The organism is Motilibacter deserti, assembly GCF_011250635.1.
GTDB lineage: Bacteria > Actinomycetota > Actinomycetes > Motilibacterales > Motilibacteraceae > Motilibacter_A > Motilibacter_A deserti.
In genome coordinates, this window is sequence record NZ_JAANNP010000001.1 from 1,090,782 (window position 1) to 1,103,229 (window position 12,448).

A 12,448-nucleotide genomic window follows, 5' to 3' on the forward strand; every position below is an offset into this window, starting at 1 on the left:
GGGTGGCCTTCAGCTTGGCCGGCGCCTGCGGGGCCGTGAGCTTCACGACCGACGTGAGCACCCAGTCGGCCTGCCGCCGGTAGGTCGGCTTGGCCGAGGTCTGCACCACCACGGTGGACTTGATGAAGACCTGGCAGGTCCGCGGGGCCGGGGCCTCGGCGTCACAGGAGATCTTGTAGGCCCGGCCGGCGGTCGATGTGAACTCGCCGGTGTGCGTGATGCCGTTCGCGTCCCACGTGGGCGAGGTGACGTCGAGGAAGGTCGTCCGGTCGCGGGTCCAGCCCGTCACCGTCTCGTAGCGCTTCTTCGCGGCGTTGTAGACGACCCGGGTGTTCTTGACCTTGGCGTCGCAGGTGGCCGCGGGAGGCGTGCCGTAGGTGCACGTCACGTCCCACCACGTGCCGTCGAGCAGGTGGATGCCGGGCGTCGTCATGGGGTCGAGCGACCACCAGGTGGTGCGCTTGAGCGCGCCGGCCCAGGACAGGCTGACGTGGATGTGGTCCGAGTGCGCCTCGGCGCCGTTGTAGGGCAGCCAGCCGGCGTCCGGGCGGTAGGACCGCCACATCTTCTTGTCCCAGATGATGTACATGACGCCGAGCCGGCGCGCCACGGCCGCCTGGTTGCCGTGGGCGTCGGGCGCGGTGAGCCAGTTGACGATCGACTGGGCGGTCGCGCTCTCCTCCGGGTCGCTCGCGTCCAGCATCACGTCGAGGGCGCGGCCCTCGTGGTGCTCGCTGATCGCTTTGCTGCAGGCGCGCGTGATGCCGAACCCGGAGATGCTCGGGTACGTCGCGGCGAGCAGCTCCTGCAGGCCGACCGTCCCGGGCTGGGCGGTCTTGACGCAGGTCTTCTGCTCCTCGTAGCCCGAGAGGTCGTCGATCCACTCCGGGAACTGCGGGGTCGCCGGCGCCGGCGGCAGCGGCACGGTCGGCGTGGGCCACGGAGTCGGAGTGGCCGTCGGGGCCGGTGTCGCAGCCGGCGTGGGCGTCGGCGTGGCCTTGACCGTCGCAGCTGCCGACACGGCCGCGGGCGCGGCGACGACGGCGAGCGCGATCGCGACGGCGGCCGCGCCGCGGGCGGGGGCGCTCATCGCGGCACCGTCAGGCGGACGTAGCGCTGCACGACCCACGTCGGCTTGGCGACGTACCTGTAGCCGCCCTTGACCTTGACCCGCGAGATCAGCTTCTTGTTGACCGACACCGTGCACTGGCGCGGACCGGCGTCGGGCGTGCAGGTGGTCTTCCAGGTGAGGCCCTTGGCGTCCTTCCACGTCCCGTCCTTGCCGTACGGGCTGCGGCCCCACGCTGCCGTCGCCGGCGTGTCGTAGGCGGTGGCCATCGGCTTGAAGTCGACGCGGCGGGCGTAGCCGCCCTTCGCACCCTTGTCGCGGACGTAGAACGTCGCCACGGCGTAGGCGGTGCACCGATGGGTCTGGCCGTAGTCGATGCAGGTCGTGCGCCACTGCCGGCCGTTGTGCACCCGCTCGCCGGCCTGGCGGTAGACGATCGACAGGGACGGCGGGTCGACCGCGGGCGGCGCGGCGGGCGGCGGGGTGACGACGGCAGGCACGTCGAGGCTGATCGACCGGACCCACGCGGACTTGAGGCCGAGCCGGGTGCGGAACGTCTCCCCGTCGAGCTGCTTGGTCGCGCCGGTGGCGTCGGTGGCGGTGACCGTGGTCGCGGCGTCCGAGCCGTCCTTCGCCGTGACGGCGAGAGCTGCGATTCCGGAAACGCCGAACGCTGAAGCCACCTTCGACGCAGCGAAGTTCACGGTCCAGGAGCGGTTCGGGTTGTAGGAGCCGGTGCTCCAGCGGTCGTCGACGGACTTCGCGTAGCTCAGCGCAGACGTCCAGACCCACTCGCTGTTGCGGGTGCGGCCACCGCTGGAGGAGAAGTAGTAGGTCCGGATCGGGTTGCCGGACGCGTCCTTGACGACGAGCCCCGAGTCGGCGCCCGCCGTCGTCGCGTCGACCGCGGAGCGCCAGCGGTCGCCCCACACGGTGGAGCCGGAGCGCTCGCCCTCCTTCTTCCACCCGGTGTAGACCTGGCTGGCGTCGGTGTCGTAGACGTTGCAGTTCCCGCAGCCGCGCGTGCCGGCGGGCTTGGCGAGGACGATCCCGAGGGCGTACGACCGGGCGGCGATCGCCTGGGCACGCAGCGCCTCGGTCGGCCACGACGAGGGGACCTCGGCCAGGCCGTAGAGGTACTCCGCGTGCAGGCTCAGCACCGCGACGGCCTCGAGCCGCCCCTTCGACCCGCCGTACGCGGCCGATGGGAGGATCTCGACCGTGCCGCGGCGCAGCTGGTCCGATCCGACCTTGACGATCGTGGCCGGGCCGCCCGCGAGCGCGCCGGCACCGCCGGACCACTCGACGCCGACCCTCGCCCCGGCGTACTGCTCGGCCGTGCCGTCGCCCCGCGTGACGGCCACCACGACGGTCGCGTCGCTGGAGGTGACGGTGGCGCGGTCACCGCTGCCGAGGATGACCGACGTCGCGTCGACCGTGAGCTGCCAGGCGCCCCCACCGCTCTCGAGCGCCTCGCTGGACAGCGCCAGGCTGCTCACCCCGTGCGCGAGGTTGACCCGGATCGGGCGGGCGTCGGGCGCCGCGGACACCGTGGTGCCGCTGAAGTAGTGCGGCAGGATCTGCTCTGCCTTGCGGCCCTCCTGGGCCTGGCCGTACGCGCCGTACTGGCTCATCCCGACGCCGTGGCCGAAGCCGGCCCCGGTGACGGTGACCGTGCTGGCCACCGGCAGGTCGGCGCGCGCCGCCGCCATGGCGGGTGCGGCCGTCGCGGGCGCGAGCGAGGCGGCGAGGCCGACGGCCGCGAGGCCCGCGAGCCCGCGCACGAGCCGGGTCACCGGACCACCGTCAGCCGGACGTAGCGGTTGAGCTTCCAGACCTCGACGGCCTTGTAGGTCACCTTGCCGCCCTTGCCCTTGACCGGGGTGAGCACCTTGGTGAGCACGTCGCTGCGGCAGCGGCGGGGGCCGCTGTCGGCGGTGCAGGTGACCTTCCAGCGCTTGCCGCTGATGACCTTCTCGCCCGGGGTCGCGTACGGGCTGGTGTCCCAGTTCGCCGTCGCCGGGGAGGTGTAGCCCCAGCCGGAGAAGACCTTGCCGTACTTCTTGAGGACCCTGCCCTTGCCCTGGACGTAGTACGTCGCGGTGACGTAGGTCGAGCAGCGGTGCAGCGCGCCGAAGTCCTGGCAGGACGTGGAGAACTTGCGGCCGTTGTAGGTCGTGTCGCCGGCGTCGGTGTAGACCTTGGCCATGATCGGCGGCTCCTTGGGCGCCGGGACCGGGGGCGCGACCACGGGCGCCTGCGCCGAGGCCTTGACGGTGAACGTCGAGACGTAGGACTTGACGGGCACGCCGCCCTCGGTCGTGCCGCTCACGGTCACCGTGTAGGCGCCCGCGGGGGCCGGCCTGCCGCCGACCGTGCGGTCCCAGGTCGCCGTGATGTTCGGCAGGTCGTACGTCGTGTGCCCGCTCTGCCCGCGCACGACCGTGCCGGCCGCGTTGGTGACGGACATCTTCCACAGCTGCGGCTCGGAGGTCCGGGCGCTGACGGTCACGTTGCCGGCGGGTGCGGTGAACAGCGTGGTGCCGTCCGCGGCGGTGCCGGAGGCGACCGCGGTCACGGCCGTCGGCGAGGTCAGGGGGTCGAAGATCGAGGGCCCCATGAGCTCGGCGACGCGGGCGCGGATCGCCGGCAGGTCGTCGTAGAGGTAGCGGCCCGGGCACGCGGTGGCGCCGACGTCGCGGTGGCCGGCGACCACGGGGACGGTCGCCTTCGCACCCGACTTGTAGCGCGAGGTGCCGCCGCCGGCGCTGGTGACGGTCACGGAGGCGTTCGGGTCGCGGTAGGCGTTGGACAGCTTCCACGCGAGCACCTGGGCGATCGACTCCGTCATCACCGCGGGGGCGTCGACGGTGTCGTAGTTGCCGAGCGCGGAGACGCCGAAGCTGTCGGAGTTGAAGCCCCCGGTGTGGGCGCCGAGGACGGCGCGGTCGATGCCACCGGCGCGGCCCTCGTAGATCGTGCCGAACTTGTCGACCAGGAAGTTGTAGCCCACGTCGGACCACTTGTTGACCTTGGTGTGGTACGCGTAGATCGCCCGCACCTGGGCGGCCGCGGTCTCCGGCGTGTAGTTGTTCGTCGAGGCCGTGTGGTGGACGAAGCCGATCTTGGGCGTGCCCGTGTAGTTCGGGGTACGGCCACGCAGGCTCTCGTCGGCACCCCACTGGGCACGCGTGACGATCGGCGGGACCGCGACGTCCGCGTGCGCGACCGAGGCCGGCCGCACGGGCAGGCGGCCGTCCGCCTTCGACCGGCCACCGTCGATCAGCTGCGCCTTGACGTCCTTCGGCGCCTTGCCGCCCACGGCGTCGACGCGCACCTGCACGCCGTCGGCGCCGTCGACGAGCAGCATCGCCGTCGCCGCCCGCGTCTGCGTCGCCGCGTCCGACGTGCCGGCGTCCGGGCCGTCGTCGCCCTGCTCCAGCGGCTCCCAGGAGGTCCACGTGCCGTGCTCGCGGACGCGGACCTTGATGGCGGTGCCGGCGGCCTCGCTGCCCTTGTCCCAGCTGATGGCGACGAGGTCGAAGCGCGCGGTGCTCACCGGCGGCGTGAGGACGGCGGGCTTCACCCCGCCGACCGAGAGCCGGCTGACGCCGCCCAGAGCCGCGGCGGCCTTGGCGTCCACGCCGGACAGGGCGAGCTCGGAGACCTGCGGCTTGACCGCGTGCGCGCTCGGCGCGGGCGGGGTGACGACAGGCAAGGCGAACGCCGCCGGAACGATGCCGACGGCGAGCAGAGCAGAAGTCGGGCGCACGTGCGTTCCTTGCTGCGGGGCGGGCAGAGCGGCCGGCCGATCGACGCCGGCCGGCAGGACCGGCGACGGTCGTCCACGTACGGAGCGCCGCCGGACGACCAACCTCGACCGGGCGCCGACGCCTCCTCATCTGTGCGAGGACGAGCCGTACGCCGCGTCGGGCGGTGACCGGCACCGATCCGCGGGCGCCGTCCCCTGCTCCTCGGCAGGAGCTGCATCCGTCTTGAGCGCGAGAGGCCCTCACTTCGGATGAGCACGTGCGGATGCACCAGGAGTCGGCAGTCGTCACTCTAGTCACAGGAGTACCGCCGTGTCTCCCCCGGGGAGCGTTGCACATCCCTCACGGATTTCGGCGAACCTGCGCGGCGTGTCGCCGTCTCCGGCGCCCTGAGCGCTCGTTCCCGCTCCGCCGGCAGCCAGGACCGCCCGACATGACCGGCAAACCCGGGCAGGACGAGAGGTATGCCACAGGTCCCGGCCGGGCAGGGGCTCCGCCGGTACCCTGGGAAACGGTCCGCCCCGCTGCGGCGTTGATGCTCGCGACGCCCCCTACGTGCCCCGCCGGGCCCCCGTCGGCTCCGGCTAGACCCGAAGGACTCCATGCGCAGCTCCGCCCGCATCCGCGCGCGCCACGCCCGTGCCCCCCGTGTCTGGCACCGGGTGCTCGTCGCGCTCACGATGACCTTGGCGCTCACCTTCGTGGGCGTCGGCACGGCGGCCGCGCTGCTCTACCGCCGGCTCGACGGCAACATCAACCAGCAGTCCATCGACAAGGCGCTCGGCACCGACCGGCCGACCAACGCGCCCGCCGTCGAGGAGGACCACGAGCCGATCGACATCCTCGTCATGGGCTCGGACACCCGAGCTGGGGACAACAGCTTCGTCGGCGGCGACGAGGAGGACCAGCGCTCGGACACCACGATCCTGCTGCACCTGTCCGGCGACCGGCAGAGCGCGTACGGCGTCAGCATCCCGCGCGACTCCATGGTCGAGATCCCTGACTGCAAGGCCCTGGACGGCTCGCAGTACGAGTCCGACGGCGCGCTGCACATGTTCAACGAGGCGTTCACGATCGGCGGCGCGGCCTGCACCGTGAAGACGGTCGAGCACGTCACCGACGTGCGCATCGAGGACTACGTCGTCGTCGACTTCAAGGGCTTCACCTCCATGGTCGACGCCCTCGGCGGCGTCCGGGTCTGCATCCCGGAGGCGATCAACGACCGGACGGGCAACATCTCCTTCGCCGCCGGCCCGCACAACCTCAAGGGCGAGAAGGCCCTGGACTACGTCCGCCTGCGCTACGGCATCGGGGACGGCACCGACACCCAGCGCACCGTCCGCCAGCAGCTGTTCATCGCCGCGATGATCCGCAAGGCGACGTCGAAGGGCATCCTCGCCCGCCCGGACAAGATCTACAGCTTCCTCGACGCCGCGACCAAGTCGCTGACGACCGACATGTCGATCACGTCGCTGGCCAAGCTCGCCCGCGAGGTGCAGGACATCGGCCTGGGCAACATCGCCTTCACGACCGTTCCCACGGCCGAGTGGCCGGTCGACCGCAACCGGCTCATCTGGACCTCGGCCGCGGACGGCATCTGGGAGGCCGTCCGCACCGACCAGCCGCTGCCCGGCCAGAAGGTGAAGCGGACGTCGACCCCCTCCCCCACGCCGAAGCCCTCGACGACCCCCACCCCGTCGGTCAAGACCGCGCCGGCCGACGTCAAGGTCAAGGTCCTCTCCGGCACCGGCTCGCTCGCCGACGCCGAGACCGCGGCCGACGCGCTGCGCGAGCGCGGCTTCCAGGTCGAGGACGTCGCGCTGGCCGACGAGACCGGCGTGACCCAGACCGTCGTGCGCTACGACCCACGGTGGGACGAGTCCGGCCGCACCCTCACGACGTCGGTCCTCGGCGCGACGTCCGAGCAGGTCGAGGGGCTGTGGGGCACGCTCGAGCTCGTCGTGGGCAGCGACTGGAAGGGCGTCCGCGCCGTACGCGTCGGCTCCGCGAACGCGAAGCCGTCGCCCTCCGCGAGCCCGCTCGAGCTGCGGACCGCGCTCTCGGACACCTGCGCCTGACGCCGAGCGACGCCCGCGGGAAGCGATTGCCTGCTTCCGCTGTTCCAGGGCCACCGGGCGGCCGCCGAGGCCGCCCGCGGCCTGCGGAAGGAGCAGCCATGACCCCCGAGACCCTCTACGCCGACTTCCGCCAGGGCGAGCTGCTGCTCGCGATGAACCGGCCCGTCGAGGCGGCCCGCGTGCTGGGGCCGGTCGTCGACGCCGCGCCCGAGCACGTCGGCGCGCTGGAGCTCTACGCGCGCGCCCTGTTCGCCTCCGCCCAGCTGGGCCGGGCCGAGGCGGCGCTGCGCACGCTCGTGGGCCGTCGCCCCGACGACGGCTGGGCGCAGTTCGCGCTGGCCCGGGTGCTCGAGCGGCAGAGCAAGCCGGCCGAGGGCCAGCGCCGGCTGGCCGCGGCGCTGGGCCAGGCGGCCTGACCCCGGTCGGCAGGCTCCGTCGGAGTCGAATCCTGTAGTGGCGCCTGTCCTCGCCGGCGCTCGGGCTCAGCGCAGCGCAGCCACGAGGCCGAGCAGCCCGGCGAGGGCGAAGCCGCTTCCGAGGACGGCCAGGACGAGGCCGAGGCATCCGCCCCCGTGCCGCGCGCCGGCCAGGACGGCGTCGTCGGGCTCGGCCGGGTTCACGAGCACGCGGACCTGCCGCCCTTGGGGGGCGCGCAGCATGGTCGAGCCGTAGCGGTTGACGAACGTGCGAGGAACCCCGTCCGGGCCGGTGTAGGCGACACGCAGATATCGCGAGTCGTTGTTGCGGTCCCACGTCGCGCCGACCACGGTCCCCGGCACCGGGATCCAGGCGTTCGCCCGGCGACGGCCGGACAGCAGGATCGCAGTCCCCAGGGCCGCGAACACCGCTCCGACCAGGGCGAACAGGGCCGCCACGAGCTCGAAGGACCCGACCGAGGCGCGCATGCGGACAGGATGCCGGACGGCCAGGACAGCAGGGATGCCGCACACGAGCACCTGCACGCGCTGCTACAACCGGCTCCACAGCGCCGACCAGACCTGCTCGGCCGCCCCGACCAGCGGCCCGGCCTCACGCAGCTCGGCGGGCACGAGCCGCGGCGGCGCGTCCCGCCGAAACGCCATGAGCCCCGCCACGTAGGCGGCCCGCAGCGCCTCGGGCGCGGCCTCCAGCAAGTCCGTCGCCAGGCCGTCGAGGATCACCAGGTCAGGGTCGAGCGCGTTGACCAGCCCGGCGATCCCGCGCCCGAGCGTGTCGGCGACGTCCTGCGCCGCGTCGAGCGCCCCGGCGTCTCCGCTGCGCGCCCGGCGCAGGACGCGCTGGCCGTAGGTAATGGGGTTCGCGGGAGGTGGAGCGTGCAGCAGCCGGGCCAGCGCCGTGCCGTCGACCGCGATCCCCCAGCAGCCGCGCGCCCCGCAGGGGCAGGCCAGCTGCGGGTCCCCGAAGGGCATGTGGCCGAACTCCCCAGCCACGCCGCGGGCGCCGCGCACCACCCGTCCCGCCTCGAGGACCGCGCCGCCGAGCCCGGCCTCGACGCGCACGTGCACGGCGAGCGCGGCGTCGACCGCTGCGCCCCGACGTCCCTCGGCGAGGGCCGCGAGCGTCGTGTCGTTGTCCACGACGAGCACCTCGGCCTCCGGCCACACCTCGTGCAGGTCCACGCCGTGCCAGTCGAGGATCGCGGCGTCGAGGTACCTGCCCTGCAGGACGGTCCCGGGGGCGGCGACGCCGAGGCCGCGTACGCGGTCGTGGAAGCGTGAGCGCAGCTCCCCCACCGCCCGGCTCAGCGCGTGCAGGACCTCGTCGACCCGCCCTGCGTGCGGCTCGGCGACGGTCGCCAGAGTGGCCCCGCCGAGCTCGACCGCGTCGAGCCGCCACGACTCGTGCGTGATGGACGCGGCGAGGACGACGGGGCCGTGCGGGTGGGCGACGAGGTGCCGCGTGGGTCGGCCACGGGAGCCGCTGGGCGGTGCCGGGGCCTCCGCGAGCAGCCGGTCGGCCACCAGCCGGCCGACGAGCTCGGTGACGGCTCCGGTCCCGAACCCGAGCCGGCGGGCCGCGTCCGCCCGGGTCAGCCCGGGGTCGGCGTGGACCGCCTGCAGCAGGGCGAGCGCCCGCCCGCCGATCCTGCTCACGTCCGCCTCCCATAAAGCTCGTAGGCCGAGTTTAATGGGAGGGTGCCCTCGCCCACCGCTCCGCCGGCTCCTGCGTCACCCGCGTCGGCGCCACCCGCCCGGCTCCCGTTCGGAGTGCTCACCCTGCTCGGCGCGGTGGTCTTCGCCGCGATCACGACCGAGATCCTTCCAGTGGGCCTGCTGTCGGTCATGGGCCCGGGCCTCGGCGTCTCCGAGTCCCGGCTCGGGCTGCTGGTGTCGGTGTACGCCGTCGTCGTCGTGGTGGGCTCGATCAGGCTGACCGCGCTTCTCGTCCGGTGGCCACGGCGCAAGGCGCTCGGGGCCGTGCTCCTCGCGTACGCGCTGAGCAACCTCGTGGTCGCGGCGGTGGCCGAGTTCTGGGTCGCCTTGGCGGCCCGGGTGCTGGCGGGGCTGGCGCACGCTGGCGTCTTCTCGGTCGTCGTCGCCCTCGCCGTGACCGCGGTCCGTCCGGAGCAGGCCGGGCGGGCGATCGCGTACGTCAACGCGGGCAACGCGCTGGCGTTCAGCTTCGGCGTCCCGATCGGCACGTTCCTCGGCACTGCTGTCGGCTGGCGCTGGGCCTTCGCCCTGGCCGGCATCGGGCTGCTGGTGCTCGCGCTCGCGGCCGCCCGCGTGCTGCCCCCCGCGCCCGCGCCGGCGACGGGGGCGCACCCGCCGGTCCGCGATGCCCTGCGGCGGCCGGCGTTGGCGGCGGTCGCCCTGACGATCATGGTGTTCACGCTCGGCCACTACACCGCCTACACCTACATCAGCCCGCTGCTGCTGCACGCCGGCGTCCCCGAGCCCGCCCTGGGCGCGGCGCTGCTCGGCTACGGCGCCGGCAGCCTGGTCGGGCTCGCCGCGGCAGCGGCGCTCGCGGACCGGCGGCTGCACAGCGGCCTGACGGCGGCGTTCGCGCTCGCCGTCGCCGCCCTCCTCGCGCTCGGCGGCCCGGCCTCCTCGCCGTGGACGGCGACAGCGGCGGTCGTCGTGTGGGGCGTCGCCTTCGGCGCCCTGCCCACGCTGCTGCAGACGGCAGCGCTGCGGGCGACGCCCGACAGCCCCGACCTCGCCCCCAGCGTCGTGAACAGCAGCTGGAACGTCGGCATCGCCAGCGGCGGCCTGCTCGGCGGGCGCGTGCTCGAGAGTGCCGCTCCTCCGGCCGTGGCGTACGCCGGGGCCGGGCTGGCCGCGGTCGCGGTCCTGCTGGTCCTCGCGGGGCGCCGCCGTGCCTCCCGCCGTCCTGGCCTCCTGCCGTCCTAGCCTCCTGCCATGAGGCTCGAGGTCGACGCGCTGCTCTTCGACATCGACGGCACCCTCGTCGACTCCACGCCCGTCGTGGAGCGGACGTGGCGGACGTGGGCCGGCCGGCGCGGGCTGGACGCGGAGGAGATCCTGCGGGTCTGCCACGGCCGGCGCTCGGAGGACACGATCGCGGACCTGCTCCCGGTCGGGGAACGCGCGGCCGCCACGGTCGAGCTCGAGGAGCTCGAGCTCGCCGACCTCGACGACGTCGTGGCGCTGCCCGCGACCCGGGTGCTCCTCCCGCGGCTGCCGACCGACCGGTGGGCCGCCGTGACCTCGGGCTCGCAGCGGCTGATGCGGGCGCGGCTCGCCGCCGCGGGGCTACCGGTCCCCGCGGTCCTGGTCGGCGCCGAGGACGTCTCCGTCGGCAAGCCCGACCCGGAGGGCTACCTCAAGGCCGCCGCCGCGCTCGGCGTCGACGTCTCCCGCTGCCTCGTCGTGGAGGACGCGCCGGCCGGCCTCGCCGCGGGCCGCGCCGCCGGGGCGCGCACGCTGGGCGTCGCCACGTCCCACGAGCCGGGCGCGCTGCGGTCGGCCGATGTCGTCGTGGCCGACCTGACGGCCGTGAGCGTGGAGGCGACCACCGGCGGGCTGGCGGTGACGGTCTCGCGCTCGACGTCGGAGCCCGCGGGCTGAGACGAGCCCGTCACGCCTAGGCCTGGTCAGTGCCGCCGCGCGCCGGTCAGGGCAGCCGCCGTGCCGGCGCGAGCTAGGAGTCGATACCGAGGAACGGGGCGAGCGCGCGCGCCGAGTAGCGCCCGTCGTGGAACTCGGCCACGAACGCTGGCCCCTGCGCCGCCGTGGCGCGCGCGGCGTCCCGGTCGGCGCAGATCCCGCGGATCACGTCGGCCAGCGTGCCGGCCGTCGCCTCGATCGTCGGGATCGGCGCGGGGACACGGTCGCGTATGCGGTCGGCGATGTGCGAGACGCTCACCCGGCCGCTCGCCATGGCCTGGCAGGTCAGAACGCCGTAGTTCCCGATGACGAAGTGGTCGAGCACGATGTCCGCGTCGGCCAGCGCGGCCGGCATCTGCTCCGGCGGGACGCCCTCGAGCCGGCGGTAGGCGATCAGTCCCTCGGCCTCGAGCTCCGCGAGCACGGGCTCGATGCGTGCCGTGCCCTTGAGCGCCTTGTTCGACGGGGCGTGCACGACGACCGGGACGGGCCGCTGCAACGGCGCGGGCTGCGGGAGCCAGACCTTCGTGTCGATGACGACCGGCAGCCAGACCCCGCCGGGGACGTCGTCGAGCAGGTCCGGGGTGGAGAAGAACGTCGGCCCGTCGAAGGCGGCGACCTTCGGCGCGAGCTCGTCGACCTGGCGCTGCAGGCGGGCGGTCAGCTCCTCGTGCGGGTCACGGAACGGCGACTCGGCGTAGAGCTCGGCGTGCCGGCGCGGGTTGCGGATCTCCGACCCGTGGAAGACCAGCCCGACGGCCACGCCCGCCGAGCGCAGCACGTCGACGTCGGCGGCGAAGTCGCGCCCGTGCAGCGTCCCGAGGATGGGGCGGCCCGCCTCGAGGAGGGCGTGCGTGGCGGTGTCGAGGGCGTGCGCGGTCCAGCTGCGCTGCCACGAAGGGTTGCGCGCGAAGTCCTGCGCGCTGACCCGGGTGTCGCTGACGAAGGCGAGGTGTCCCCGCGTGATCGTCAGCACCTCGGCGTCGACCCCGAGCTCGCGCTCAGCGGCCCGCGCCCACTCCCAGCCCTGGCCCGCCATGTTGGCCGGCCCGATGAGGAGGTACGGCCGCTCCCGCCGCTTGGCGCGCGGCACCTCCGCCGCATCGGCGGGCACGTCGACCGGGACCAGCCCGGCAGCGAGCCGCGCGACGGCTGCGGGCAACGGGTCCGAGTACGCGGCCGCCACGAGCGGCCGGCCGGCAGCGGCGGCCCGCTCTCCCGCCCGCGTGGCCAGCGCCTCGCCCGCCGGGCCGACGCCCAGCACGGCCGCCGGCGCGAGGGAGTCGAGCACCGGGCCGAGCGCCAGCTCGAGGTCGCCGGTCGCCGCGTCGCTGCGCCAGTCCTTGCGCGGCAGCCGCGACTCCGCGCGGGCCGCCAACCGCTGCGCGGCGGACCAGCCGCGCGCCACGACCCGGCGCTGACCGGCCGAACGCACGCGGACGAGCTGCGCCCGCCCGC

8 protein-coding genes and 2 pseudogenes are annotated in these 12,448 nt (G+C 74.3%); 4 read left to right on the forward strand and 6 right to left on the reverse strand.

All coding sequences use genetic code 11. From position 1 onward, the window contains the following. The 3 genes and pseudogenes from G9H71_RS23065 to G9H71_RS05060 all read right to left on the reverse strand — a co-directional run. A pseudogene (locus G9H71_RS23065) lies at positions 1–1,090 on the reverse strand (hypothetical protein); the annotation flags it as partial. Continuing rightward, positions 1,087–2,865 (reverse strand): SpoIID/LytB domain-containing protein, encoded by a 1,779-nt coding sequence (locus G9H71_RS05055; protein ID WP_166278706.1) that lies wholly within the window; start codon positions 2,863–2,865, stop codon positions 1,087–1,089. The pseudogene G9H71_RS23065 and the gene G9H71_RS05055, both read right to left, overlap by 4 nt. After that, positions 2,862–4,841 (reverse strand): N-acetylmuramoyl-L-alanine amidase, encoded by a 1,980-nt coding sequence (locus tag G9H71_RS05060; RefSeq protein WP_166278709.1) that lies wholly within the window; start codon positions 4,839–4,841, stop codon positions 2,862–2,864. The genes G9H71_RS05055 and G9H71_RS05060 overlap by 4 nt, the downstream gene beginning before the upstream one ends. Before the next feature lie 600 nt (positions 4,842–5,441). Between G9H71_RS05060 and G9H71_RS05065 the strand changes: the two genes are divergently transcribed. Both G9H71_RS05065 and G9H71_RS05070 read left to right on the forward strand, forming a co-directional pair. Continuing rightward, positions 5,442–6,917, forward strand: a complete 1,476-nt coding sequence (locus tag G9H71_RS05065) for an LCP family protein (protein ID WP_166278712.1) — start codon at positions 5,442–5,444, stop codon at positions 6,915–6,917. A 98-nt stretch (positions 6,918–7,015) separates the two neighbouring features. Beyond that, positions 7,016–7,333: a tetratricopeptide repeat protein gene (locus tag G9H71_RS05070; protein ID WP_166278715.1), complete on the forward strand. Its 318-nt coding sequence runs from the start codon at positions 7,016–7,018 to the stop codon at positions 7,331–7,333. Between the two features lie 66 nt (positions 7,334–7,399). Here G9H71_RS05070 and G9H71_RS05075 read toward each other — a convergent pair whose 3' ends face one another. Then, complete coding sequence (locus tag G9H71_RS05075) at positions 7,400–7,822, reverse strand: DUF3592 domain-containing protein (RefSeq protein ID WP_166278718.1); 423 nt, start codon at positions 7,820–7,822, stop codon at positions 7,400–7,402. Positions 7,823–7,885: 63 nt separating this feature from the next. Beyond that, the gene (locus tag G9H71_RS05080; RefSeq protein ID WP_331272754.1) at positions 7,886–9,010 is read right to left on the reverse strand and encodes an ROK family transcriptional regulator; all 1,125 of its coding nucleotides are present in this window, start codon (positions 9,008–9,010) and stop codon (positions 7,886–7,888) included. Between the two features lie 42 nt (positions 9,011–9,052). Here G9H71_RS05080 and G9H71_RS05085 point away from each other — a divergent pair, with 42 nt between their 5' ends. Together G9H71_RS05085 and G9H71_RS05090 are read left to right on the forward strand one after the other, a co-directional pair. Then, complete coding sequence (locus G9H71_RS05085) at positions 9,053–10,273, forward strand: MFS transporter (RefSeq protein ID WP_166278721.1); 1,221 nt, start codon at positions 9,053–9,055, stop codon at positions 10,271–10,273. A 9-nt stretch (positions 10,274–10,282) separates the two neighbouring features. Continuing rightward, positions 10,283–10,951: an HAD-IA family hydrolase gene (locus tag G9H71_RS05090; RefSeq protein ID WP_166278724.1), complete on the forward strand. Its 669-nt coding sequence runs from the start codon at positions 10,283–10,285 to the stop codon at positions 10,949–10,951. Between the two features lie 73 nt (positions 10,952–11,024). Here G9H71_RS05090 and G9H71_RS05095 read toward each other — a convergent pair. After that, positions 11,025–12,448, reverse strand: a pseudogene (locus tag G9H71_RS05095) (hypothetical protein); the annotation flags it as partial.